The following is a 25041-nucleotide window of genomic DNA, read 5'->3' on the forward strand; positions in this document are numbered from 1 at the left end:
GCCTCAGGCGGGCGTCGGAAATTCCGAGCCCGCCCATTCCACGGGCACGTCGAGGGTGCCGGCGGTGATCGCCCTCGCCGCGGCCTCGATGCGGCCGCGGATCTCGCTCGGCACGGAGGGGGCCATGATCAGCCGCACCGCCTCCGGTGTCTCCAGCCCCAGACGCTTGATCTCGCCGGTGGCGAACTTGCCGGTGGCGAAATCCGCGACCGCATCGAACAGGGCCCGGCCGGAATCGGCGAAGGCGGAGGCGATGAAGACGTCCGGCGCGATCGCCGTCCAGTCGCCGACATTGCCGATCTGCTTGACGCCGAGTTCGCGGCAGGCCGCGATGACGCCGTTACGGCCGGCGTTCAGCATCGTGAAGATGACCTGCGCATCCTTGGCGATCATGGCGCGGGCGACCTTCTCCGACAGGGCGTTGTCGTCCTGGTTGCCGGAGAAATTGGTCAGCAGGATTACCTTCGGATCGGCATGGGCGACACCGGCGGCATAGGCGGCGCGGCCCTTCAGTCCCGGCGTCACCCGGATGCCGGACATATGCCCGACGACGCCGGTGCGGGTCGTCAAAGCGGCGAGCATGCCGGCGAGAAACGCCGACTGCTCCTGCAGCACCTCATAGCTCGCGAGGTTGGTCCCCGTCACGTTGCCCTGGGTCACGGCAAAGCGCACGGCCGGGAATTCGGCAGCGACCGTCTTGGCGGCGGCGTTGTTCTGGCCGCCATGAGCGATGACGAGATCGGGCCCGGCTGCTGCGAGTTCGCGCAAGGCGGCGCTCAGATCCTCGGGCTTCGGCTGGACGCCCTGTTTGAAGGCGACGGAGACGCCGAGGCGCGCTTCGGCGAGCTTCAGCCCGTCATAGCCCGCCTGCATGAAGCCGCGATCGTCGATGCGCCCGGCGAAGAGCGCGGCAACCTTCTTCGGAGCCTGAGCCCGCCCGAGAGTCGGCAGGGAGGCGGACGAGATCAGGGCGAGCGCGGTGCGGCGGTTCGGACGAAGCAGGGTCATCGTGGCGGGGTCCCTCCGGTTGAGAACAGCCGGAAGCAAAGACCAGATCAGCCCCCGCCGCAATGTCGGAGGACCGGGCGGCGCGGCGGCCGCCCGGTCCAGTGTCGCCTCAGGCCAGCGTGTAGGCGGTCTTGACCGTGGTGTAGAACTCCTTGGCGTAGGCGCCCTGCTCGCGGGGGCCGTAGCTCGATCCCTTCCGACCGCCGAAGGGCACGTGGTAGTCGACGCCCGCGGTGGCGAGGTTGACCATCACCATGCCGGCCTCGGCATTGCGCCGGAAATGCGTCGCGTGCTTCAGCGAGGTCGTGCAGATGCCCGAGGACAGGCCGAACTCGGTATCGTTGGCGACGGCGAGCGCCTCCTCGTAGTCCTTGACGCGGATGATGTTGGCGACGGGGCCGAAGACCTCCTCGCGCGAGATCCGCATTGCGTTCGTCGTCTCGGTGAAGAGCGCCGGCTGGAGGTAGAAGCCGGGGGTCTCGCGGTTCAGAAGCTCGCCGCCCCAGGCCAGCTTGCCGCCCTCGTCCTTGGCGATCTGGATGTATTTCAGATCCTGGTCGAGCTGACTCTGGTCGACGACCGGGCCGATATGCGTGCCGGCCTTGAGCGCGTCGTCGACGACGACGCCCTTCAGCCGCTCGACGCAGGCTTCGACGAAGCGGTCATGGATGCCGGCCTGGACGATCAGGCGCGAGGACGCCGTGCAGCGCTGGCCGGTGGAGAAGAAGGCGCCGGTGACGGCGGCTTCGACCGCGACCTTGAGGTCGGCGTCGTCGAGCACGACGAGCGGGTTCTTGCCGCCCATCTCGAGCTGGACCTTCTTCATCGGCGAGGAGGCGATGCAGGCCTCGGCGACCTTGCGGCCGGTCGCGACCGAGCCGGTGAAGGAGATGGCGTGGACGTCCTTGTGCTGCAGCAGCGCCTGGCCGACGACCGAGCCTCGGCCCATGACGAGGTTGAGCACGCCCTTGGGCAGGCCGGCGCGCTGGATGATGTCGACCAGCGCCCAGGCCGAACCCGGCACCAGATCGGCCGGCTTGATGACGACGCAGTTGCCGTAGGCGAGCGCCGGGGCGATCTTCCAGGCGGGGATCGCGATCGGGAAGTTCCAGGGCGTGATCATTCCGACGATGCCGACCGGCTCGCGCGTGATCTCGACGCCGACACCAGGACGCACGGAGGGCAGCGCCTCGCCCGACAGGCGCAGGCACTCGCCGGCGAAGAAGGCGAAGATCTGGCCGGCGCGGCCGGCCTCGCCGATGCCCTCGGCCAGGGTCTTGCCCTCCTCGCGGGAGAGCAGGCGGCCGAGTTCCTCCTTGCGGGCGAGGATCTCGTCGGAGGCCTTCTTCAGGATCTCGTAGCGCTCCTGCGGGCCGGAGCGGCTCCAGGCCGGGAAGGCCGCCTTGGCGGCCGCGACCGCGTCGTTGAGCTGATCGACGGAGCCCTGCGCGTATTCGCCGACGACGTCGTTGGTGTTGGAAGGGTTGATGTTGCGCGAAACTTGCGAGCCACCAGCCCATTCGCCGGCAATCAGGTTCTTGAACATCTCGGTCATCAGCGGCCTCCCACGGCGTTTTGTGTTCGCCGGGGTTTAGCCGCTTTGGAGCGCGATGGCCAATGCCGGCCGGTGCATTGGGTCTGCCCCGCCATGCATGATGGCCGCGTTCAGAACTCGGCGTCGAGCTCTTCCACGTCGTCGGGCTCGGCCCTAGCGGCCTCGATCCAGCGCTGCAAAGCGGGCCAGGCCGAGATCGTCCGGCAATAGGCCTGGCAGGCGGCGTCGAGCGCGACGTCATAGGTCAGGAAGCGCAGGCAGACGGGCGCATACATCGCGTCCGCCATCGTCAGCGTCTTGCCGAAGAGGTAGGGCCCGCCATAGCGCTGCAGGCTGTCGCGCCAGATTTCCGTGACGCGGTCGATATCGGCCTGGGCGCCGGCCCAGACCTTGAAGCCCGGATAATGCGCCTTGAGGTTCATCGGCAGGGCCGAGCGCAGATTGGCGAAGCCGGAATGCATCTCGCCGCAGATGGCGCGGCAATGCGCGCGGGCGGCGGCGTCCTTCGGCACGAGGCCGGCACCGGGCCTGATCTCGTCGAGATAGGCGGCGATGGCGAGCGTGTCCCAGACCTTGATGCCGTCATGCGTCAGACAGGGCACGAGGAAGGAGGGCGAAAGCAGCAGCAGCTCGGCCCGCGTCGAGGGATCGTCGGTGGAAAGCATGTGCTCTTCCACCTCGAGCCCCGCCATCATGCAGAGCAGCCAACCGCGCAGCGACCAGGACGAGTAGTTCTTGCTGCTGATGGTCAGTGTCGCGCCGGTCATGGCAGGCATCCTCTGCGGCAGCCCGAGATCTAGCAAGAGGCATTCCACTCCGGAATGCGGATTAGAACAATCTTGCGGAAACGACCTTTTGCAGTGCAACATCGACGAGGGCGCGGGCTGCCACCGGCCAAGCCCGGCTGCGGCACCAGGCTGTTGATCCGAAGGCGCATCGCGATGCTCTATCTCGCCTACCAGACCCAGGCGGATTTCATGAACCCCGCGCGCATGCTGGCGCAATCGGCCCTGGCTGCGATCGGCGCCCGGGCGATGAGCGGCCAGCCGATGGACTGGCGCGCGACAGCCGCCGCCTATGAGATGGTGACACGGGCCGGCCTCACCCATGAGCGGCCGCCCTACGAGATCGACAGCGTGCGCGAGGGCAATCGCGACGTGCCGGTGACCGAGGAGGTGGTGCTGACCCTGCCGTTTGGCAGCCTGCTGCGCTTCCGCAAGGACAGCGAAACGCCGCAGGCAAAGGTGCTGGTGGTGGCGCCGATGTCGGGCCATTTCGCAACCCTGCTGCGCAACACGGTGGCGACGCTGCTGCGCGACCACGACGTCTACATCACCGATTGGCACAACGCCCGCGACGTGCCGCTGGAGGCCGGGCCCTTCGGCTATGACGATTATGTCGACACGCTGATCCGTTTCGTCGAGACGCTCGGCGCCGAGACGCATATCGTCGCCGTGTGCCAGCCCTGCGTGCAGGTGCTGACGGCGGCGGCGGTGATGGCCCAGGCGGGCAGCCCGTTCCAGCCGCGCAGCATGACGCTGATGGCGGGGCCGGTCGATACGCGCGTCAACCCGACGACCGTCAACAAGCTGGCGATGGACAAGCCGATCGACTGGTTCCGGCGCAACCTGATCGCGACGGTGCCGTCACGCTTTCCGGGCGGCGGGCGGCGGGTCTATCCGGGCTTCGTCCAGCTCGGCGCCTTCGTCGCGATGAACATGCAGCGCCATGTCAACGCGCATATCGACATGTTCCTGCATCTCGCCACCGGCGAGACCGAGGAGGCACAGAAGATCAAGGCGTTCTACGACGAGTACTTCGCCGTGCTCGACCTGCCGGCAGAGTTCTATCTCGAGACCGTGCAGTGGATCTTCCAGGAGGCCCGACTGGCGGCCCGCACCCTGACCTATCGCGGCGAGCCGGTCGATTGCCGCGCCATCCGGCGCACCGCCCTGCTCACCGTCGAGGGCGAGCGCGACGATATCTGCGCACTCGGCCAGACCTCGGCGGCGCATGATCTCTGCTCGGGGCTGAAGCCCTTTCGCAAGCGCCACCACATGCAGGCCGGCGTCGGCCATTACGGCGTCTTCTCGGGCCGCAAATGGGACGGGCAGATCTACCCGATCGTCCGCAACATGATCCTGGCCAACAGCTGAGCGGCCGAGCGCCTACTTCTCCTTGATCGACAGCCCGTTCTTGCCGACCGAGATCTCGACGCCTTCAGGCTGCTTCTTCTCCTGGTAGAGGGCATAGCCGGTGGCGGCGAGGCCGACGACGAGGGCGAAGACGAGGGCAACGAGAACCTGGCGCGAAGCGAGCATGTGACGATCCGTGTGAAACCGCATCCCCTGCGGCGCGTTACCAACCCACGACCCGCGGCATTGTTCCGGCCATTGTGCCGGAGGACCGACGGACCGATCAGGAGACCGCCATGCCGGAGACCGAACTGCAGCAGAGCGTCTGGGCGGCCCTCGAGCGCCACCCCGTCTGCATGGTAACGATGGTCGTCGACGGTGCGCTCCGCACGCGGCCGATGAGCGGGCATGTCGACCGCGAGAACCATCGCCTTCTCTTCATCGTCCATCGCGAGGCAGCGCTGCTCGCGGCCGCCCTCGAACCAACGGCGCTGTCGATCGCGGTCAGCGAAGAGGACCGGAACTTCTACGCAGCGCTGCGTTGCGCGGCGGCGGCGATCGAGGACCGCGACCTCCTTGCCCGGATCTGGACACCGGTGACCGGCGCGTGGTTCCCCGGCGGGCCGGAGGATCCGGATGCGACGCTGCTGGCGCTGACGCCGATCTCCGCCGAGATCTGGAACGGGCCGTCGAGCGGCGTGCTCGTGGCTTTCAAGCTCGCGACCGCGAAGATTCTCGGGCGCGCGCCCGATCTCGGGGTCAACGCCACCATCGACATGCGCTGAGGCCTCGACCCCGGCTCAGGCGGCGTGTCCGGCCTGTGCGGGATCGATCCCCTCCGCTCTCGCCATGCGCCGACCGAGAATGGCGACCGACAGGCTCGACCAGGCAATGCCCAAGCACCAGCCGCCGATGACGTCGGTCGGCCAATGGACGCCGAGATAGATCCGGCTGAGTCCGATCAGGCCGATCATCACCCAGGCGAGCCAGACGCACAGCCGCGCGATGTCCTCGCGGCGGGAAGCGAGGCCGACGAAGCCGGCGATGCTCAGCAGGGTTACGGCCGAGAGAAAGGCATGGCCGCTCGGGAAACTGGCGGTGAAGGTCAGCGCCGCATGCTCGACGATATCGGGGCGATCTCGGCCGATCAGGATCTTCAGCCCGGTCGAGGCCAGCGTCGCGGCGATCACCGACAAGGCGAGCCCGATCGCCAGCGGGCGGTGACGGCAGATCCAGAGCGAAAGGCTCGCCGCGATCGTCATCAGGCCGAGGCCGACGAAGCTGCCGAAGGCCGTCATATCCCGCACCGCCTCCTGCAGCCAGGCCGGCCCGATCGGCGAGGCCGGATCACCCGTCTCGCGGAAGAACAGGACGATGGTGCGGTCGAAGGCGAAGCTGTGCCCGGAGGCGATGAAGAGCGCCAGGCCGAGAAAGGCGAAGCCGGCGGCGACGGGGAAAAGAACGCGCGGGGAGAACACGGAACGACCGCCTCCGGAACAGGGACCATCGGGACATAGGCGCCGAAAGGCGGGACGCAACCCGCCGGACGCTAGACGGAGCGGTTTCGCGCGGAGATCAGCTGAACGGCGCCGGGGAGCAGCGAATACTGCAGCGGCCCCGCCTTGCGCTCGACCTCGCCGTCGAAGGTGATGTGGCCGCGGCGCTTGTCGCGGCGGGTCAGCGTCACCTCGGAGCCGGTGAAGGAGGTCAGGTTCGGGGAGGTGCGCCAGCCGCCCGAGACGATGGAGAAGGCCGCCTTGCAGCGGGAGTAGAGGCCGCCGGCCTTGAGGATATGGACCTCGAAGACGCCGCCATCGAGCCGGGGGCGGTGCCACTCCGCACCCTCGAAGCCGTTGACCGTGACCAGCACCGCATCGGCCTGCACGACGCTGCGCTCATTCCCGATGCCGATATCGACGGTGATCGCACGGGTAAACAGGATCGAGCGCGTCGCGGCGACAGCGAAGGCGATGGCGCGGCTGAAGGGAAAGCGGCGCCGCGCCTGCTCGCGCTCGCGGGCCATCAGGCTGAAGAAGCCCATGCCCGACAGCGAGTGGAACAGGCGATCATTGACGCAGCCAATGTCAAGCACCACCGGCTGGCCGTGGCAGACCGCGGCGATCTGCTCCTCCAGCGTGCCGGTGAGGCCGAGATCGCGCCCGAGCACGTTGACGGTGCCGAGCGGCAGCACGCCGACGGGTCGCCGCGCCTGCAACAGGACGGGCAGCACGCCGTTCAGCGTGCCGTCACCGCCGGCGATGACGGGGATGGTGTCGGGATTTTCGATGGCGAGCGACAGTGCATCGTCGAGTTCGCGCGGATGCACCAGCCGCACCTCTGCGGTGCAGCCGCTCGCCTCGAAGGCGGCCACGATGCGCGCGGCGAATTCGTCCTGACCCGCCTCCAGGACGGTTCCGGCCCGGGCGTTGACGACGACAGTGTGGTGCATGGTCCAGGACGGTGAGAGGGAAGTTCGATTGCGAAAGAGGCGCCTGGGTCAGGGATGGGTCGCCATGAAGGAGCCGTCGCGCAGGATGGGGGCGCCGACGACGGGCGACGGTGCCGGTTCCTCGACCTCTTCCGTCACGACCTCGAAGCGCTGCAACGTATGCGGCCCGAAGGAGCTGACCATCGCGACGTCGGTCGCGTCACGCCCGCGGGCGATGACGACGCGGCCGATCCGCGGCTGGTTGTGGCGCGCGTCGAAGGTGAACCAGCGGCCACCGAGATAGACCTCGAACCAGGCGTTGAAGTCCATGGGCGCCGGGTCGCGCGGCACGCCGATGTCGCCGAGATAGCCATTGCAGTAGCGCGCCGGCACATTCATGCAGCGGCAAAGCGCGACAGCCAGATGCGCGAAATCGCGGCAGACGCCAATACGCTCCTCGAAGGCCTCGGCGGCCGTGCGGGTGCTGCGGGCGAAATGGTAGCCGAAGGTGATGTGGTTGTGGACGAAGTCCACGATCGCCTGGACGCGCGGCCAGCCGGCCGGAATATGACCGAAGAGGCTCCAGGCCTGGGCCGAGAGCTTGTCGGTCTCGCAATAGCGGCTGCCCATCAGATAGACCAACGCCTCGTCCGGGAGGCGGGCGGGCGTCACTTCGCCGGCACTCGGATCGACGGGATCGGGCTCGCCGGAATCATGCACGATGCCCTGCGCCCGCAGCGCAATACCGCCTGCCGGAGCAGTGATGCGGCGGCAGATGTTGCCGAACTGATCGATGTATTCCTTGCTCGCCACCCGCATCTGCGGATCGCGCAGCGACGTCACCTCCAACTCGTCCGGCACCAGCACGTCGTGCCGGCGCGACGGGTGGATGTCGAGCAGGGTGACCAGCGGCAGTTCCTGCTGGCAGAGGATCTCGATGTTGTAGCCGTAGCGGATACGCATGACGCCCTCGCGGGTTGGCGGGAGGCTGCGCCTCCGCGCGGGCGGCACCCTGATCCAGGGCCCGCCCGGGCATCCTCCGCTGCTGCGCCGATCGGCTAGGCCGCAGAGGCTCTCATAAAACGGAAGATGCGGGCCTTTCGGCCCGCATCCCGCCGCCACGACGGTTCGGCTGGGGGGATAGCAACCGCCGCGACCTGCGTCTGGGCGTCGCCTACATCATCCAGTAGGGCATCGTGCCGTAGTAATCGTGGACCCGCTTGCCATAGGCGCGGTCGTCCCAATCCGGCTCGCCCTGACTGTCATACATCGGCGCCGCCTCGAGCTTGTCCTTGGTCATCGGCACCACATAGCCGCCCCGCTCGGGATCGAAATCGAGCACGCTCCAGGGGATCGGGTGATACTTTTCGCCGAGGCCCAGGAAGCCGCCGAACGACATGATGGCGTAGGCCACCTTGCCGCTGCGCTTGTCGAGCATCACGTCGTAAATCTCGCCGAGATGGTCGCCCGTGCTGTTGTAGACCTCGGTTCCCGCCACGCGGGCTCCAGCGATCAGGGGATTCGACGAAACCTTGGGCTCGGACGTCGAGAACGTGTCGCTCATGGTCATGATCGGGTCCTCCGTCAGGAGCAGCTGTCGTGCTGCAGATCGTCGGAAGAACGCAGCGTCCGGGCCAAAGGTTCCGCACCCGTCACACGGCTTTTGGGGCGTCCCTTGTCTGCGCTCAGCCGTCCCCGGGAGGACACCTTTCCCCCTAGCGCGCGCATGTTCGCGATAGCGCGTGAGCGTGTTTCGTGAGGGCGGACGACCCGGGCCGGTCCCGCGCGGAACATTCGGGACAGGCAGACGTTACGTCGGCACCGCCCGCCATCGGGTCGCCACGATGAGCCCTAAGCTGGCGACCGCGCGGCATCGTCACCCAACGTCACCCAACGAAGCGCCAAGGAAACGAACCCATGAAGAAAATCCTGATCATCGCCGCGATGGCGGCCACCCTCGGCGCCTGCACCGCTCAGGAAGAGCGTGTCGGCGGCGGCGCCCTGATCGGAGCCGGCACCGGTGCTGTCATCGGTGGCCTTGCGACCGGTCGCGCCGGCGGCGCGCTGGCTGGTGCGGCCATCGGCGGTGTCGCGGGCGGCGCGATCGGCGGCGCCACCTCCCCCACCCGCACCTGCGTCGGGCGCGACGAGTACGGCCAGCGCTTCCGCTACGATTGCTGAACGACCTCGCCGCATTGGCGGTGAAACAGAGGCCCGGCCGGCGCGATGCGCCAGCCGGGCTTTTTCTTGGTCGGTGTCAAACCGCGCCGTAGGGACCGAAGCGACCGACGAAGCGGTGGCGGCTGCCGGGATAGAGCAAGCGCACGGCCGTGACCGGGGCCGCGTGGTTCCAGGTCCGCCGCTCGATCAGCAGGCAGGGCTCGCCGGCGGCGATGCCGAGCAGGGTGGCGTCATCCGGCTCGGCCGGGACCGCGCTGATGGCATGTTCGGCCTGCGACCAGAGGCTGTTGCGAAGCAGCCAGTCGCCCGGTGGGGTCGTTGCGAAATCCTCCGCCGCGGCAGCCGGCACGGTCGCGAGATGGATGATGCGCTCCTCCAGCACATGGGGCTGGTCGTCCGCCCGGTGCAGCGTCACGAGATGGGCAATCTTTTCGCCGCGCTTCAACCCGAAGCGCAGCGCCAGCTCAGGCGTAGGCCGCCCGTCATGCCGCGCCAGCACCTCATAGGCATAGCGCTGCCCCAGCCGCTCCACCTCGGCCGGAATCGAGAGGATGTCGAGCATGGCATGGGTCGTCGGCGGGCTTGCCACCACGGTGCCCGAGCGGCGCCGGCGGGTGATCAGCCCCTCGCGCGCCAGCTGTACGAGCGCGCGGTGGACGGTCATGCGGGAGGCGCCGAGCTGCTCCATCAGCGCGTGCTCGGGCGGGACCGACGTGCCCGGCGGCCAGGTGCCGCCGAGGATGAGATCACGGATCGACCGGCGAATCTGGTCGTAGACCGGGCCTGCGCCATCCAGTTTCACGGCGTCGAGCCGGTCCTGAGCCATCGCCGTCACAGCGCCGCCAGAAGCTTGCGCATGACGGTGCCGAAGCGCGCCTTGACCGCGCCGCGGGCGCGGTGCTGCCCGTCGGCGACGAGATGCCGGCCGCCGACGACGACATCCCGAACGGGCAGCGCATTCGCGGCGAAGATCGCGCTGTCGAGGGCCGCCTCGCCGCTCTTGGCGATGAGCGCCGGATGATCGGGATCGAGCGTGACGAGATCGGCCCTCATGCCCGGCGCGAGAGCCCCAAGTGCCCGCCCGCAGGCCTGGGCCCCGCCGGCGGCGGCGGCGCGCCACAGCGCGACACCGGTCGAGGCATCCTCCTCGGCCAGCAGCGCGCGGCGGCGGTCGCGCAGGCGCTGCGAATACTCGAGGAGGCGCAGTTCGGAGCCGGCGTCGATCTGGATGTTGGAGTCGCTTCCAACGCCATAGGCCCCGCCGGAGCGCCGGTAGCGCACGCCGTCGAAGATGCCGTCGCCGAGGCTCGCTTCCGTGATCGGGCAGAGACCTGCGACAGCGCCGCTAGCCGCGATCGCATCGCGCTCGGCATCGTCGAGATGGGTGGCGTGGATCAGGCACCAGCGGTGGTCGAGTGCGATGGTGTCCGCCAGCAGGGCGACGGGACGGCGGCCCATGATCGCGATCGAATCCTCGACCTCGCGCATCTGCTCGGCGACATGGATGTGGAGGGGCGTGCCGGGGCGCAGGCCGGCGAGCCAGTCCAGATCCTCCAGCGCCACAGCTCGCAACGAATGCGGCGCGAGGCCGAGGCGGGCGTCGGGCAGAGGGCGGATGGCGGCCTCGCTCGCCTCGATCAGCCTGAGGTAGGAATCGCGGTCGTTGACGAAGCGGCGCTGGCCATGGACCGACGGCGCCTGGCCAAAATTGCCGAAGCGGTAGAGCACGGGCAGCAACGTCAGACCCAGCCCGGTCTCGTCCGCGGCTGCGGCGATGGCGGCCCCCATCGCGGCGATGTCGGCATAAGGGCGCCCGTCCCTGTCATGATGCAGATAGTGGAACTCGGCGAGCGCCGTGAAGCCGCCCTCCAGCATCTCGACGAAGGCCTGGGCGGCGAGCGCCTGCACGTCATCAGGGTCGAGACGGTCGAGGAAGCGGTACATCACCTCGCGCCAGGTCCAGAACGAATCCTCGCTCGCGCCACGGCGCTCCGACAGGCCGGCCATGCCGCGCTGGAAGGCATGGCTGTGCAGGTTGGGCATGCCCGGCAGCGCCAGCCCGGAGAGCCTGGTGTCGCCCGCTTGCGCCGGGACGCCGGGCTCGACCGCGGTGATCGTTCCCTCCGAGAGAGTGAGGCGCACATTCTCGGCAAAACCGTCCGGCAGCAGGGCCTGCTGCAGATGCAGGGTCAGGGTCACGGCGTCTCTCCAGCGTCTAATTGCCTATGCAATTAAGGGGTTGTCATTTGCATATGCAATTAGCTAGCATACTCTCCGTTCGAGGATAGTCGAGAGGACGCGACATGGCGACGATGTCGGCTGAGACCCCGACCTGCGACCGGCTCTGGACGCATGCGCGGCTGGCGACGATGGCGGCCTTGGCGGCGGCTCCCTATGGCGCTGTCGAGGATGGCATCGTGGCGGCCCGCGACGGGCGCATCCTCTATGCCGGGCCGCGCAAGGAAGCGCCGGCCTTCGCGGCGGCAGAGACGATCGATTGCGGCGGGCGCTGGATCACACCGGGGCTGATCGATTGCCACACCCATCTCGTCTATGGCGGCGACCGCGCCCATGAATTCGAGCTGCGCCTGCAGGGCGCGAGCTATGAGGAAATCGCGCGCGCCGGCGGCGGCATCCTCTCCACGGTGACCGCGACGCGGGCGGCGAGCGAGGACGCGCTGTTCGCCAGCGCCGACCGGCGACTCTCCGCGCTGCTGTCGGAAGGCGTCACCACCGTCGAGATCAAGTCGGGCTACGGGTTGGAGATTGAGGCCGAGGTGAAGACGCTGCGCGTCGCGCGCCGGATCGGGCGGGAGCGTCCGGTGCGGGTGCGCACGACCTTCCTCGGCGCCCATGCGGTGCCGCCCGAGTTCAAGGGCCGCTCGGGCGACTACACCGCCCTCGTTGCCGGGCCGATGCTCGACGCCATCGCGGCGGAGGGGCTGGCGGATGCGGTCGATGTCTTCTGCGAGGGCATCGCCTTCTCGCCCGACGAGACGCGGGCGGTTTTCGAGGCCGCGCAGGCCAAGGGGCTGGCGATCAAGATTCACGCCGAGCAGCTCTCCAATCTCGGCGGTGCGGCACTGGCGGCTAGCATGGGCGCGCTCTCGGCGGACCATCTCGAATATCTCGACCAGGCCGGCGTGAACGCCATGGCGAAGGCCGGCACGGTCGCCGTGGTGCTGCCCGGGGCCTTCTACTTCCTGCGCGAGACGGTGAAGCCGCCGATCGCGCTGCTGCGCCAACATGGCGTGGCGATCGCGCTCGCAACCGACGCCAATCCCGGCTCCTCGCCGCTGACCTCGCCGCTGCTCGTGATGAACATGGCCTGCACCCTGTTCCGGCTGACGCCGGAGGAGGCGCTGGCGGGGCTGACCCGCCATGCCGCGCAGGCGCTCGGCCTCTCCAACGAAGTCGGCACGCTGGAGGCGGGCAAGGCCTGCGATCTCGCGATCTGGGACATCGAGCGCCCGGCCGAACTCGCCTACCGCATCGGCTTCAACCCGCTTCACGCCCGGATCTGGAACGGACAATGAGCACGCCCTTTCTCCTCGACCCGGGCCACGCCGCCCTGACGCAATGGCGCGACGTGATCGACGGCGCGTCGATCTCGCTGTCGGCGGCAAGTGCGGATGCAATCGCAGCCGCCCAGGCGATCGTCGACGACATCGTCGCGGCCGGCACTGTGACCTATGGCGTCAACACCGGCTTCGGAAAGCTCGCCAGCGTCCGCATCGCGGATGCCGACCTCGCGACGCTGCAGCGCAATCTCATCCTGTCGCACGCGGTCGGCACCGGCCCTGCCCTGCCCGACGGCGTGGTGCGGCTCATCCTCGCCATGAAGGCGGCGAGCCTGGCGCGTGGCGCATCGGGCGTTCGGCCTGTTGTGGTCGAGGCGCTGCTCGGCGCGCTCAAGGCCGATGCGCTTCCGGTCGTGCCGGCCAAGGGCTCGGTCGGCGCCTCGGGCGATCTCGCGCCGCTCGCCCATCTCACCGCCGCGCTGATGGGCGTCGGCGAGATCAGGCTCAAGGGCGAGGTGATGCCGGCCGCGGATGCGCTCGCGCGGATCGGCCAGGCACCTCTTGCGCTCGGTCCCAAGGAGGGGCTGGCGCTGATCAACGGCACGCAGGTCTCGACCGCGCTGGCGCTCACCGGCCTCACCGCCATGGCGCGGGTGTTCGATGCCGCGCTGGTCGCCGGCGCGCTCTCGGTCGATGCGCTCAAGGGCTCGGACACGCCGTTCGACCCCCGCATCCAACGCTTGCGCGGCCAGCCCGGCCAGATCCGCGTCGCGGCGCTGCTGCTCGAACTGATCGCCGGCAGCGCCATCCGCGACAGCCACCGCTTCGGCGACAGCAAGGTGCAGGACCCCTATTCGCTGCGCTGCCAGCCGCAGGTGATGGGCGCGGTGCGCGACCTGCTCGCCAATGCCGCAGCGACGCTGGCGATCGAGGCCAATGCGGTCACCGACAACCCGCTGGTGCTGGGGCCGGGCGAGGTCGTTTCGGGCGGAAATTTCCATGCCGAGCCGGTGGCCTTTGCCGCCGACATGCTGGCGATGGGGCTGTGCGAGATCGGCAATCTCTCCGAGCGGCGGATCGCGCTTCTGGTCGACCCCGTGATGAGCGGCCTGCCGCCCTTCCTGGCGCGTGATGCGGGGCTGAACTCGGGCTTCATGATCGCGCAGGTAACCGCCGCGGCGCTGGCGTCGGAGAACAAGCAGAAGGCCTATCCGGCCTCGGTCGACACCATCCCGACCTCGGCCAACCAGGAAGACCATGTCTCGATGGCGACGCATGGCGCCTATCGCCTGTTGGACATGGCGGCGAATGCCGCGAGCATCATCGGCGTCGAGCTGATGACGGCAGCGGAAGCGATCGAGCATCATCGCCCGATGACGACGAGCCCGCGGCTGGAGCCGGTGCTGGCGCTGCTGCGCGGGCGGATCGCGCCGCTGACAGAGGACCGCTACCTCGCGCCCGATCTCGCGGCGGCGACGGAACTGGTGCTGTCCGGCGCAGTCGGCAAGGCGGCAGGGCTGGACTCGTTTGCGGAGTTCGGGGCGTGAGGCTCGCGCGCGTCATTCTTGGGCGGAGCGCAGCGCAGACCCGAGAATCTCGGGCAGGAGATGCTCGGGGCAGCCCGAGCATGACGGAGCTTTGAACGCATGACCTCGATCGTCACCGTCACCCGGGGCCCCTCCCCGCTCATTCTCTCGATGCCGCATCCCGGCACCGGGCTGCCATCGGAGGTTCATGCCGCGTTGAACGAACGCGGGCGGCTGGTCGAGGACACGGACTGGCACATGCGCGAGGTCTATGCCTTCGCGGAGCGCTTCCAGCCGACGATCGTCGAGGCGAAGCTGTCGCGCTTCGTCATCGACCTGAACCGCGACCCGTCGGGCGTCTCGCTCTATCCGGGACAGGCGACGACAGAACTCGTGCCTACGACGACCTTCGACGGCGCGCCGATCTGGACGGTGTTGCCTGACGCCGCCGAAATCGAGCGGCGCCGCGCCGTCTATTTCCAGCCCTATCACGACGCGCTCGCAGCCGAGATCGCGCGGGTCAAGGCGGCCCATGGCTATGCCGTGCTCTGGGACTGCCACTCGATCAAGTCGGTGATCCCGCGGCTGTTTCCCGGCACGCTGCCGACGCTCAATCTCGGGACGAATTCGGGTGCGAGCTGCGCGCCCGCCGTGGAGGCCGCCGCAGCGGCAGCGATGGCCGCGCAGCCCCTGACCCATGTCGTCAACGGCCGCTTCAAGGGCGGCTGGATCACCCGCCATTACGGCCGCCCGGCCGAGCATGTGCACGCGCTCCAGATGGAGAAGGCGCTCAGCACCTATCTCGCCACGGAAGCCGCGCCCTGGACTTTCGACGCGGCCACGGCCGCGCCCCTTCAATCCGCCCTCTCCGCCATCATCGCCGCAGCGCTCGACGCGGCGGCCCAGCACGAACGGAGCCGTTCATGACCCGCATCGACAACAGCCGCGTCATCCGCGCGCCCCATGGCAGCGAACTTTCCGCCAAGAGCTGGCTGACCGAGGCGCCGCTGCGCATGCTGATGAACAATCTCGACCCCGACGTCGCCGAGAAGCCCGGCGAGCTCGTGGTCTATGGCGGCATCGGCCGCGCCGCCCGCACCTGGGAGGATTTCGACCGGATCTGCGCCTCGCTGCGCTCGCTGGAGGCCGACGAGACGCTGCTGGTCCAGTCGGGCAAGCCGGTCGGCATCTTCAGGACGCATCCGGATGCGCCGCGCGTCCTGATCGCCAATTCGAACCTCGTCCCGGCCTATGCGAACTGGGAGCACTTCCACCATCTCGATAAGCTCGGGCTGATGATGTACGGCCAGATGACGGCCGGATCCTGGATCTATATCGGCACGCAGGGCATCGTTCAGGGCACCTACGAGACCTTCGTCGAGGTCGGCCGGCAGCATTATGGCGGCTCGCTCAAGGGCAAATGGATCCTGACCGGCGGGCTCGGCGGCATGGGCGGTGCCCAGCCGCTGGCCGCGACCATGGCCGGGGCCTCGATGATAGCGGTCGAGTGCAAGCCCTCCTCGATCGAGTTCCGCCTGCGCACGCGCTATCTCGACGAGAAGGCCGACAGCATCGACGAGGCGCTCAGAATCGTCGAGGCCGCGCATGCCAAGGGCAAGGCGGTCTCGGTCGGCGTGCTCGGCAATGCGGCCGAGGTCTTCCCCGACATGGTCCGCCGCGGCATCCGACCCGACGTCGTCACCGACCAGACCTCGGCGCATGACCCGCTCAACGGCTATCTGCCGGCCGGCTGGACGCTCGAGCAGTGGGAGGAGCGCAAGGAGCGCGACCCGGCCGGGACGATCGAGGCCGCCAAGCGCTCCATGGCCGAGCATGTCAAGGCGATGCTCGACTTCCAGCGCATGGGCGTGCCGACGCTCGACTACGGCAACAACATCCGCCAGATGGCGAAAGACATGGGCGTCGCCAACGCCTTCGATTTCCCGGGCTTCGTGCCCGCCTATATCCGCCCGCTGTTCTGCCGGGGCATCGGCCCGTTCCGCTGGGCGGCCCTCTCGGGGGATCCGGAGGACATCTACAAAACCGACGCCAAGGTGAAGGAGCTGATGCCCAACGACGCGCATCTGCACAACTGGCTCGACATGGCGCGCGAGCGCATCCAGTTCCAGGGCCTGCCGGCGCGAATCTGCTGGGTGGGGCTGGGCGACCGGCACTGCCTGGGCCTCGCCTTCAACGAGATGGTGGCGAAGGGCGAGCTGAAGGCGCCCGTCGTGATCGGCCGCGACCATCTCGATTCCGGCTCCGTCGCCTCGCCCAACCGCGAGACGGAAGCGATGAAGGACGGCTCGGACGCGGTGTCCGACTGGCCCCTGCTCAACGCTCTGCTCAACACGGCGGGCGGCGCGACCTGGGTCTCGCTGCATCATGGCGGCGGCGTCGGCATGGGCTATTCGCAGCATTCGGGCGTGGTCATCGTCGCCGACGGCACGCCGGAAGCGGCCAAGCGGCTCGAACGTGTGCTCTGGAACGACCCGGCCACCGGCGTGATGCGCCATGCCGATGCCGGCTACGAGATCGCGCAGGACTGCGCGCGCGAGAAGGGTCTGAGGCTACCGGGGATGGGCATAGGCTGAGGCGCCGCTCAGGCGTCCTCGCGTTTGATCCAGCCGGGCCGGCTCAGCAGATAGTCGACCATGCGCGGCGGGATCGCGCATCGCGCCGCGATCTCCTCGGGCCCGTGGGGGAAACGCAAGGCGATGTCAGCCTCGCGACCGTCGGCGAGCTTGCGTAGCCAGTCCGGGTCGATCAAGGGCGCCCGGCCCACCGCCACGAGATCGCCGCCCGCCACCATCGCGGCCCGGGCATCAGCGAGCGTGCCGACGCCGCCGCAGGCGACGACCGCGCAGCGCCCCGCGATCACCGCACGGATTTCCGCCAGAGGGCTGCGGCCGTCACCACCGGTGGGCGCGCTGGCAACCAGGTAGTTGCGATCCTCGCGCTGCGGCCGCTGAAGGCGAAAATCATCGAGAGACACGTGGATGTAGTCGAGGCCGAGACCGGCCAGCCGATCGACGAGCGCGAGCGCGTCATCGAGCCCGTAACCATCGGGTTCAGGCTCGAACGGCGTGACCCGGTAGCCGAGAACCATGCCCGGCCCCACCGCCTCTCGGGCCGCCCGCACCACGGCGAGCGGAAAGCGCATCCGCGCATCGCGGTCACCGCCCCAGCGGTCCCGCCTGCGGTTGGCGCGCGGCGAGAAGAACTGATGCAGCAAATAGTGATTGGCGCCATGGAGTTCGACGCCGTCGAAGCCGGCCTGTCGCGCCCGCTCGGCTGCCGCACCAAAGCAGCCGACGAGATCATCGACCTCGGCCGCGGTCATCTCGCGCGGGGTCAGCGCGCCGGGTCGTAGCGACGCGACGGCCGACGGGGCACGCATCCGTCCCTCCCCGATCAGGGCGGGCCGCGCTATGCGGCCGCCATCGTAGATCTGCAGGATCGCAAGACCGCCGCCGGCGCGCAGATCCCCCGCCAGCGCCTCAAGGCTCGGAAGGTGCCCGGGCTTTGCCGCTCCGATGCCGTTCCAGGAGCGACCATCCTCATGAACGTAAGCGCATGAGCTGATCAGGCCACCGAAACCCGACAGGCTGCGTCGCCGCACGAAAGCGCGCTCCCCGGCGCTGACCATTCCGTCGGGATCGGAGGCATCCGTCGTCATCGGCGCCAGCAAGAAGCGGTTGGGCAGAGTGCGCCCGCCGCCAAAGCGGAAGGGCGTCCACGGATCGGTCATCCCTTCACCGGCTCCCTCTCACGGGCCGGGACAATCCTCACCGCACCATTCCCATCTGCCGCGGCAGCCAGAGCGTCAGCTCGGGGATGAAGGTGATCGCGAACAGCGCCGCGAAGAGCGGGATCAGCCAGGGCAGGATCGCCATCGTGGTCCGCTCGACCGAGAGGTTGGCGACGCGCGAGAGCACGAACAGCACCATCCCGAGCGGCGGGTGGAGCAGGCCGATCATCAGGTTCAGCGTCATGATCAGCCCGAAGTGGATCGGGTCGACGCCGAGCTTGAGCGCGATCGGCAGCAGGATCGGCACCACGATGGTGATCGCGGCGATGGTGTCGAGGAAGCAGCCGATGAAGAGCAGCAGCAGATTCACGAGGACCAGGAAGACCCATTTGTTCTGGGTCAGGCTGAGGATCGCGTCCGACATGATCTGCGCCGTGTTCGACACGGTCAAAAGCCAGGCGAAGATCGAGGCGGCCGTGACGATGAAGAGCACCGAGGCCGTGGTCTCGATCGTGTCGAAGGTCGCCTTGGTCAGGGTCCGCAGCGTCATCGAGCGGTAGCGCACGAGACCGAGGAAGAGCGACCAGATCACCGCGGCGGCGGCGGCCTCGGTCGGCGTGAACCAGCCCATCGTCATGCCGCCGATCAGGATGACCGGCGTCATCAGCGCCATCACGGCCGAGAAGTCGAAATAGTAGTCGAGGCCCAGCAGCAGCGCGAGCGCCAGCCCGATGGCCACATTATCTGAGAGCCCGGCCCAAATGAGGACATAGGCGACTAGCGGGAAGCCGAGCACCACGGCGACCTCGATGCCCGCCGTGCCGATCTCACGCCAGGAGAAGGCGGAGTCCGAGCCCCATTTGTAGATGCGGGCGAAGATCGCAACCGTCGCCATCATGAACAGCGTCATGACCACGCCGGGGATGACGCCGCCGAGGAAGAGCGCGCCGATCGAGGTGTTCGACATCATCCCGTAGATGACGAAAGGCAGCGAGGGCGGGATGATCGGCCCCAGCGTGGCGGAGGCCGCAGTGACACCGACCGCGACCTCGGCCGAATAGCCGTGGTCCTTCATCGCCTTGATCTCGATCGTGCCGATGCCCGCCGCATCCGCGATGGCGGTGCCCGACATGCCCGAGAAGATCACCGAGCCGATGATGTTCACCTGGGCGAGGCCGCCGCGCATCCAGCCGACGAGCGCGACCGCGAAGGCATAGATCCGGCCGGTGACGCCGGCAATGTTCATGAGGTTGCCGGCCAGAATGAAGAACGGCACGGCGAGCAGCGGGAAGCTCTCGACGCCCGCGATCATGCGCTGGGCCAGGATGACGTCGGGCACCGTGCCTGAGATGATGATGAACGCCAGCGACGCGACGGCCATGGCGATCGCCACGGGCACGCCGAGGATCATCAGGGCGAGGAAGGAACCGAGCAGGATCAGCATGTCTGTTCTCAGGCCTCCGAGCCGTCGAAGGCTGCGGGCTTTTCAAGGACGGAATAGCCGCGGCGAAGGTTCTGCCAGGCGACATGCAGCGCCCGCAGCGTCATCAGCGCGAAGGCGAGGACCACGGCGTTGAAGATGATCGATTTCGGCAGATCGACCGTCGTCATCATCTCGTCGGGGATCAGCGACGCGTATTTGTAGGTCAGCCAGGTGCCGTAGGCGAAGAAGCCGATGCGGACGATGTCGACGAAGGTCGCCATGATCCGCCCCAAGCCTGGCGACATGTAGCGGTAGAGAAAATCGACCTGGATATGCCGCGAGGCCCGCACGCAGAGCGAGGCGCCGAGGAAGACCACGACGACGAGCGCGTTGATCGCGATCTCCTCCGTCCAGGCGAAGGAGTTGTTCAGGACGTAGCGGGTGAAGAACTGCAGGATGACGCAGCCGACCATGACCCAGAAGGCCGCGAGCGTGATCCAGTCCTCGACACCGTAGACCGAGAGGTCCGCAGGAGGAGGTGCCTCGTCGAAGACGTGGGCGAGTTCCTCGCTCGTCACCTTGGTGTGGATTTCAGGCGTCGGGGTCATAGGCTGGTCCAGTCGTGAGGAGCTCCGCCGAGGCGGCCATCGTCATTGCGAGCGCAGCGAAGCCATCCAGGGTGTCGAGCAGTGGCTCTGGATGGCTTCGTCGGCAGCGCCTCCTCGCAATGACGAAAACGTTGTCGCGAGGAGGCAAGATTGAGACTTACTTGATCGCCTGGATGCGCTCCCAGTCGGCCTTGCGATAGCCGAACTGCTCGAAGGTGACGTTCTTCTGGACGTTGGCGAGGAAGTCGGCCTTGTCGACCTCGGTCACGGTCAGGCCCTTGTCCTTGAAGAACTGGACGAGCTTCACTTCATCGGCCTGGATCTGCTTGGTGGCGCGGGCCGAGGCCTCCTGTGCGACTTCGCTGAAGATCTTGCGATCTTCCGGCGAGAGCTTGTCCCAGGTGCCCTTGGCGACGACCGTGTTGAGGTGGTCGACGATGTGGCCGGTCAGGACGATGTGCTTCTGAACCTCGTAGAACTTCTTCGCCTCGATCGTGGTCAGCGGGTTTTCCTGCGCCTCGACGGTGCCGTTCTGCAGCGCGAGATAGACCTCGGCGAAGGCGATCGGCGCCGTGTTGGCGCCGCAGGCGCGCGGCATGGCGAGATAGGCCGGCACGTCGGGCACGCGGATCTTGAGCCCCTTCATGTCGGCGCAGCTCTTGATCGGCTTGTTCGAGGTGGTGTGGCGGGTGCCGTAATAGGTCACCGAGACGATCTGGTGCCCGGTCTTCTCCTGATAGCCCTTGGCCATGTCGGTGAAGACATCGCTCTTGGTATAGGCGAGCAGATGCTCGGGGCTGCGGAAGGTGAAGGGGTAGTAGGTCACGCCGATCGGCGCGAAGGACCGCGCGGCGAAGCTCGACCCCGAAATGATGATGTCGACCGTGCCGAGCGTCAGGCCCTGGTTGATGTCGGTTTCCTTGCCGAGCTGCGAGGCCGGATAGACGGTGATCTCGTAGCGGCCATTGGTGCGCTTCTTGAACTCGTCCGCCGCCCAGACCGACTCGGTGTGGAAGGGTTCGGAGGTCTCGTAGACATGCGCCCATTTCAGCTTGGTCTGGGCCTGGGCCGGCAGGCCGCCAAGGGCAAGGCCCGCAGCCATGGCCATGATTGTCAGACAGGTCTTCTTCATCGTCGTCCCTCCCATGGGATTGCTCTCGTTGACGTGGTTACGTGGTCTTCTTCTTGTTGATCCGGGTATCGTCGCTCAGGCCTCTTCGTTCAGGACCTGCCGGCGATGCGCGACAGCCCGACGTCCCCGGCGCGGGTCCGTGGCGGGCCCTCGCCGAAACTCTGTGAGAAGCGCTCCTGCGAGCGCTGCAGATGGTGCCGCATCGCCGCCTGGGCCGCCTCGCCGCCGCCGGCCGCGAGGGCATCGCGAATGGCGCGATGCTCGGCGACCGCCTCCTGCCAGGACTCGGCGTTCTCGAAATAGCTCGCGAGCTGGCGGAAATAGGGGTTGATGCGCTGGTCGAAAAGCAGGCCAACGAAGCGCGCGAGCACGGCGTTGCCGAGGCTCGCGGCGATGGCGACGTGAAAAGCCCGGTCGAGCGCGACGAGTTCGTCGCTGCCCAGACCCGGCAACTCCATGCGACGCAGGATGTCGTCCAGCGCCGCGATATCGGCGGCGGATGCAGCCCCCGCGGCCTCGGCGCAGATCGCGCTCTCGACGAGTTCGCGCGCCTTCAGCACCTCGAAGGGGCCCTCCGGGGCTTCGCCGGCGGCAATGAGCGTCGGCGGGGCCACGGGCCGCTCGACCACATAGACGCCCGAGCCCATGCGGATGCGCACGCGGCCCTCGACCTCCAGCGCGATCAACGCCTCGCGAACGGACGGGCGGGAAACGCCGAGCTTTTCGGCGAGCTCGCGCTCCGGCGGCAGCCGGCCGCCCGCCGGATACTCGCGCCGATCGATGAGATGGCGGAGCTGGTCGGCGATCTGTCGATAAAGGCGTGGCGACTCGACAGCTTCGAGCGGCACAGTCTACTCCCGGTTTCCATCCCAAGGCCTCTGTCGAGAGAGGCTCTTTTGGCCATGTGGTCAGGCCAATTGGCGCAGAGAGAAGCACCTGCGCTCCCGGGTGTCAATCGGCGGGCGGAAGTGCCTCTTGCGGGGGGAGCGAGTGCGGTCCCGGGCAGCGCGACGGCCCGCGAAGCCTGCGTGCCGTCAGTGGTCGGCCGCCATGACCTCGGCGCGGATCTCCTCGACGAGGCGCTCTTTCAGCGCCACGAATTCCGGGCTGGTCTTGATCGTGTAGGGCCGGGGATGGGGCAGATCGACGGGGATGTCGGCCTTGATGCGACCCGGGCGCGCGCTCATCACCACCACACGCGAACCGACGAAGATCGCCTCCTCGATATCGTGGGTGACGAAGAGCACGGTCTTGCGCTCGCGCTCCCAGATGCCGAGCAGCATCTCCTGCATCAGGGCACGGGTTTGGTTGTCGAGGGCCCCGAAGGGCTCGTCGAGGAGCAGGATCTTGGGATCGTTGGCAAGCGCGCGGGCGATGGCGGTGCGCTGCTGCATGCCGCCCGAGAGTTGCTTGGGAAAATGGTCGACGAAATTCGCCAGCCCGACGCGCTCGGCCCAGCCACGGGCGATGTCGAGCCGCTCGCGCTCGGCGATGCCCTTCTCGCGCAATCCGAAGGCGATGTTCTGGACGACCGTCAGCCACGGAAACAGCGTGTAGCTCTGGAAGACGAAGCCGCGATCGGCGCCCGGCCCGGTGACGGGGGCGCCATCGAGCATGATGCGGCCCTCGCTCGCCGTTTCCAGCCCGCCGATGATCCGCAGCAGGGTCGACTTGCCGCAGCCGGAGGGGCCGAGGATGGCAATGAAGTCGTTGTCGCCGACGCTCAGCGAGGTCGGCATCAGGGCGCGCGTCGGCTGGCCGCCGCGTTGGGGCGGGAAGATCTTCCCGACATTCTCGACGAGGAGCTTGCTCATCTTCGCGTCAACTACCTCTGCGCCCACGGGAACAGGCGCTGGTTGACCGCCTTGAACAGGAAATCCGAGACCAGCCCGATCAGGCCGATGACGATGATGCCGAAGATGATCTGGCCGGTGTTCAGCAGCGCCTGGCTGTCGGTGATCATGTGGCCGATGCCTGACGACGAGCCGATCAGCTCGGCGACGATGACATAGGTCCAGGCCCAGCCGAGGACGAGGCGGAAGATCTCGGCGATCTCGGGGGCCGCGTTCGGCAGCAGCACGCGCCGCACCACCGAGGTGTCCGTGGCGCCCAGCGTGTAGGCGGCATCGACCAGATCGCGCCGGATCGAGCCGACGGATACCGCGATCATCAGGATGAGCTGGAAGACCGAGCCAATGAAGATGACGAGCAGCTTCTGCGCCTCGCCGATGCCGGCCCAGAGGATCAGGAGGGGAATGAAGGCCGAAGCCGGCAGATAGCGGGCAAACGAAACGAAGGGCTCGAGGAAGGCCTCGATCGGCTTGTAGGCGCCCATGGCAATGCCGAGCGGCAGGGCGACCAGCGCGGCAAGCACGAAGCCACCGACGACGCGCCAGATCGTCATGCCGATGTCGAAGGCGAAGCCGTATTGGAAGAGAAGGTTGTAGCCTTCCCGGACCATCGTGAGCGGGTCGGCCAGGAACAGCTTCTGGACATAGCCGCCGAAGGTCGCGACCGACCACAGCGCCACGAACAGCGCGAAGAAGGCGATGCCGTAGGCGACGCGAGAGGACGCGGAGACCGGCTGGAGGGGTTTCATTGGGATTGTCTCATTTGATGCCGGCCGCTCGCAGCCGTCATTCTCGGGCCGCGCGCAGCGCGGACCCGAGAATCTCGTCATCCAGAGATGCCCGGGTCAAGCCCGGGCATGACGCGTGGGAATCAGCTCACTTGCCGGCGACGTATTTCGTCTCGACGAGGCTGGCGAGGTCGGGCTTGGTCTTGATCAGGCCGATCTCGAGCAGCAGGTCGGCCGCCTTGGCCGAGAAGGCCTGCCAGTCGCCCGAGAAGAAGGCCTTGTTGCCGGCCGCATCCGACCATTTCAGGAAGGCGGCCGACTTGCCGAACTGCTCGCCGGTCTGCTTCACATCGGCGCCCATGATGCCGAAGGCCTTGTCCTTCTCCTTGGCGATCATGTCGAGCGCCTCGAAATAGCTCTTCGTCAGCGCAGCGGCGGCCGCGTCATTGGCGGCGAGGAAGGCCGGGGTGCAGCCGAAGGTGTCCATCACCATCGGGTAGTCGAGCGTGGTGGCGATGATCTTGCCGGCATCGGGCTTCTCGCGCACGGCCGAGAGATAAGGCTCATAGGTCATCGCGGCGTCGTTCTGGCCAGCGATGAAGGCCTGGGCAGCCGGGCCGGGCTCCATGTTGACCACGGTCACGTCCTTAACGGACATGCCGTTCTCCTTGAGGAACCAGGCGAGCGCGAAATAGGGCGAGGTGCCGGGCGCCGAGGCCGCGACCGTCTTGCCCTTGAGATCCTTGATCGACGCGGTGGCGTTGCGCGTCACCATGCCGTCGGCGCCGTAGCTCTTATCGAGCTGGAAGATCTGCTTGGTCTTCACGCCCGCGCCGTCCCAGACGATCCAGGTCTCGACCGTGGTTGCCGCGCACTGGATGTCGCCCGAGGCGATGGCGAGGTGGCGGTCCTTCTGCGGGATCTTCTTGATGGTGACGTCGAGGCCGTGCTTCGCGAAGATACCGGCCTCCTTGGCCAGCACCAGCGGCGCGAAGCCGGTCCAGCCCGAAATGCCGATGCTGACCTTGGTCTGCGCCTGTGCGCCGCCCGTGGCCAGCGCTGCCGCGAGGCCGAGACCCGCGACCGTTCCCCAACGCTTCAAACCTGTCATGACGGAACCTTCCCCTGTTGTGCTGTCCGACCCGCAGCGCGAGGGCGGAGACCCATCGCAGCGCATGGCGAAGGCGGATGCAAC

At 67.8% G+C, this 25041-nt stretch carries 25 protein-coding genes; 7 read left to right on the forward strand and 18 right to left on the reverse strand.

What is annotated here, in order from left to right; genetic code table 11:
- Positions 1 to 3: 3 nt before the first annotated feature.
- From ABIE41_RS23575 to ABIE41_RS23585, 3 genes are all read right to left on the reverse strand, one after another.
- Positions 4 to 1008, reverse strand: coding sequence for a BMP family protein (locus tag ABIE41_RS23575; protein WP_192642629.1), 1005 nt, complete (start codon positions 1006 to 1008; stop codon positions 4 to 6).
- Positions 1009 to 1117: 109 nt separating this feature from the next.
- The gene (locus ABIE41_RS23580; protein WP_192642630.1) at positions 1118 to 2563 is read right to left on the reverse strand and encodes an aldehyde dehydrogenase family protein; all 1446 of its coding nucleotides are present in this window, start codon (positions 2561 to 2563) and stop codon (positions 1118 to 1120) included.
- Between the two features lie 110 nt (positions 2564 to 2673).
- Positions 2674 to 3330: a glutathione S-transferase family protein gene (locus tag ABIE41_RS23585; protein WP_192642631.1), complete on the reverse strand. Its 657-nt coding sequence runs from the start codon at positions 3328 to 3330 to the stop codon at positions 2674 to 2676.
- Positions 3331 to 3504: 174 nt separating this feature from the next.
- Here ABIE41_RS23585 and ABIE41_RS23590 point away from each other — a divergent pair, with 174 nt between their 5' ends.
- Complete coding sequence (locus ABIE41_RS23590; RefSeq protein WP_192642632.1) at positions 3505 to 4719, forward strand: polyhydroxyalkanoate depolymerase; 1215 nt, start codon at positions 3505 to 3507, stop codon at positions 4717 to 4719.
- 12 nt (positions 4720 to 4731) lie between these two features.
- Here the strand turns inward: ABIE41_RS23590 and ABIE41_RS23595 are convergent, their stop codons facing one another.
- On the reverse strand, positions 4732 to 4884 hold the full coding sequence (locus ABIE41_RS23595) for a hypothetical protein (protein ID WP_192642633.1): 153 nt from the start codon (positions 4882 to 4884) through the stop codon (positions 4732 to 4734).
- Positions 4885 to 4994: 110 nt separating this feature from the next.
- On the opposite strand from ABIE41_RS23595, the gene ABIE41_RS23600 reads away from it, so the two are divergent.
- The gene (locus tag ABIE41_RS23600) at positions 4995 to 5483 is read left to right on the forward strand and encodes a pyridoxamine 5'-phosphate oxidase family protein (RefSeq protein WP_192642634.1); all 489 of its coding nucleotides are present in this window, start codon (positions 4995 to 4997) and stop codon (positions 5481 to 5483) included.
- Between the two features lie 15 nt (positions 5484 to 5498).
- On the opposite strand, the gene ABIE41_RS23605 is transcribed toward ABIE41_RS23600, so the two are convergent.
- The 4 genes from ABIE41_RS23605 to ABIE41_RS23620 form a co-directional block, all read right to left on the reverse strand.
- The gene (locus ABIE41_RS23605) at positions 5499 to 6176 is read right to left on the reverse strand and encodes a phosphatase PAP2 family protein (RefSeq protein ID WP_192642635.1); all 678 of its coding nucleotides are present in this window, start codon (positions 6174 to 6176) and stop codon (positions 5499 to 5501) included.
- Positions 6177 to 6247: 71 nt separating this feature from the next.
- Positions 6248 to 7147 carry a diacylglycerol/lipid kinase family protein gene (locus tag ABIE41_RS23610; RefSeq protein WP_192642636.1) on the reverse strand — a complete coding sequence of 300 codons (900 nt, stop codon included), beginning with the start codon at positions 7145 to 7147 and terminating at the stop codon, positions 6248 to 6250.
- Between the two features lie 48 nt (positions 7148 to 7195).
- On the reverse strand, positions 7196 to 8089 hold the full coding sequence (locus ABIE41_RS23615) for a transglutaminase-like domain-containing protein (protein ID WP_192642637.1): 894 nt from the start codon (positions 8087 to 8089) through the stop codon (positions 7196 to 7198).
- A 211-nt stretch (positions 8090 to 8300) separates the two neighbouring features.
- Positions 8301 to 8696: a PRC-barrel domain-containing protein gene (locus ABIE41_RS23620; RefSeq protein WP_354193272.1), complete on the reverse strand. Its 396-nt coding sequence runs from the start codon at positions 8694 to 8696 to the stop codon at positions 8301 to 8303.
- Between the two features lie 347 nt (positions 8697 to 9043).
- On the opposite strand from ABIE41_RS23620, the gene ABIE41_RS23625 reads away from it, so the two are divergent.
- Entirely contained in the window at positions 9044 to 9307 is a 264-nt protein-coding gene (locus ABIE41_RS23625) for a glycine zipper domain-containing protein (RefSeq protein ID WP_192642638.1), read from the forward strand.
- 76 nt (positions 9308 to 9383) lie between these two features.
- On the opposite strand, the gene hutC is transcribed toward ABIE41_RS23625, so the two are convergent.
- Together hutC and ABIE41_RS23635 are read right to left on the reverse strand one after the other, a co-directional pair.
- Positions 9384 to 10133, reverse strand: a complete 750-nt coding sequence (gene hutC / locus ABIE41_RS23630; protein ID WP_192642639.1) for a histidine utilization repressor — start codon at positions 10131 to 10133, stop codon at positions 9384 to 9386.
- Positions 10134 to 10138: 5 nt separating this feature from the next.
- Positions 10139 to 11506 carry a formimidoylglutamate deiminase gene (locus tag ABIE41_RS23635; RefSeq protein ID WP_354193275.1) on the reverse strand — a complete coding sequence of 456 codons (1368 nt, stop codon included), beginning with the start codon at positions 11504 to 11506 and terminating at the stop codon, positions 10139 to 10141.
- A gap of 104 nt (positions 11507 to 11610) precedes the next feature.
- Here ABIE41_RS23635 and hutI point away from each other — a divergent pair, with 104 nt between their 5' ends.
- The 4 genes from hutI (at position 11611) to hutU (ending at position 16948) form a co-directional block, all read left to right on the forward strand.
- Positions 11611 to 12843 (forward strand): imidazolonepropionase, encoded by a 1233-nt coding sequence (hutI, locus tag ABIE41_RS23640; protein ID WP_354193277.1) that lies wholly within the window; start codon positions 11611 to 11613, stop codon positions 12841 to 12843.
- On the forward strand, positions 12840 to 14375 hold the full coding sequence (gene hutH, locus ABIE41_RS23645) for a histidine ammonia-lyase (RefSeq protein WP_192642640.1): 1536 nt from the start codon (positions 12840 to 12842) through the stop codon (positions 14373 to 14375). The genes hutI and hutH overlap by 4 nt, the downstream gene beginning before the upstream one ends.
- A gap of 99 nt (positions 14376 to 14474) precedes the next feature.
- Entirely contained in the window at positions 14475 to 15281 is an 807-nt protein-coding gene (hutG, locus tag ABIE41_RS23650; protein WP_192642641.1) for an N-formylglutamate deformylase, read from the forward strand.
- Positions 15278 to 16948 carry a urocanate hydratase gene (hutU, locus tag ABIE41_RS23655; RefSeq protein WP_192642642.1) on the forward strand — a complete coding sequence of 557 codons (1671 nt, stop codon included), beginning with the start codon at positions 15278 to 15280 and terminating at the stop codon, positions 16946 to 16948. Before hutG ends, hutU begins: the two co-directional genes overlap by 4 nt.
- A gap of 8 nt (positions 16949 to 16956) precedes the next feature.
- On the opposite strand, the gene ABIE41_RS23660 is transcribed toward hutU, so the two are convergent.
- From ABIE41_RS23660 to ABIE41_RS23695, 8 genes are all read right to left on the reverse strand, one after another.
- Positions 16957 to 18105, reverse strand: coding sequence for an oxidoreductase (locus tag ABIE41_RS23660; protein WP_192642643.1), 1149 nt, complete (start codon positions 18103 to 18105; stop codon positions 16957 to 16959).
- 37 nt (positions 18106 to 18142) lie between these two features.
- Positions 18143 to 19549 carry a TRAP transporter large permease gene (locus ABIE41_RS23665; protein WP_192642644.1) on the reverse strand — a complete coding sequence of 469 codons (1407 nt, stop codon included), beginning with the start codon at positions 19547 to 19549 and terminating at the stop codon, positions 18143 to 18145.
- Between the two features lie 8 nt (positions 19550 to 19557).
- Positions 19558 to 20136: a TRAP transporter small permease gene (locus ABIE41_RS23670; protein ID WP_192642645.1), complete on the reverse strand. Its 579-nt coding sequence runs from the start codon at positions 20134 to 20136 to the stop codon at positions 19558 to 19560.
- Between the two features lie 157 nt (positions 20137 to 20293).
- Positions 20294 to 21244 (reverse strand): sialic acid TRAP transporter substrate-binding protein SiaP, encoded by a 951-nt coding sequence (locus ABIE41_RS23675; RefSeq protein ID WP_354193538.1) that lies wholly within the window; start codon positions 21242 to 21244, stop codon positions 20294 to 20296.
- 113 nt (positions 21245 to 21357) lie between these two features.
- Positions 21358 to 22116: a FadR/GntR family transcriptional regulator gene (locus ABIE41_RS23680; RefSeq protein ID WP_192642647.1), complete on the reverse strand. Its 759-nt coding sequence runs from the start codon at positions 22114 to 22116 to the stop codon at positions 21358 to 21360.
- Positions 22117 to 22302: 186 nt separating this feature from the next.
- Positions 22303 to 23082 carry an ABC transporter ATP-binding protein gene (locus tag ABIE41_RS23685; protein ID WP_192642648.1) on the reverse strand — a complete coding sequence of 260 codons (780 nt, stop codon included), beginning with the start codon at positions 23080 to 23082 and terminating at the stop codon, positions 22303 to 22305.
- A gap of 11 nt (positions 23083 to 23093) precedes the next feature.
- On the reverse strand, positions 23094 to 23867 hold the full coding sequence (locus ABIE41_RS23690; protein ID WP_192642649.1) for an ABC transporter permease: 774 nt from the start codon (positions 23865 to 23867) through the stop codon (positions 23094 to 23096).
- Positions 23868 to 23994: 127 nt separating this feature from the next.
- Positions 23995 to 24957: an ABC transporter substrate-binding protein gene (locus ABIE41_RS23695; RefSeq protein ID WP_192642650.1), complete on the reverse strand. Its 963-nt coding sequence runs from the start codon at positions 24955 to 24957 to the stop codon at positions 23995 to 23997.
- Positions 24958 to 25041: the final 84 nt, after the last annotated feature.

This window comes from Bosea sp. OAE506 (genome assembly GCF_040546595.1).
In the GTDB taxonomy this organism is placed as follows: domain Bacteria; phylum Pseudomonadota; class Alphaproteobacteria; order Rhizobiales; family Beijerinckiaceae; genus Allobosea.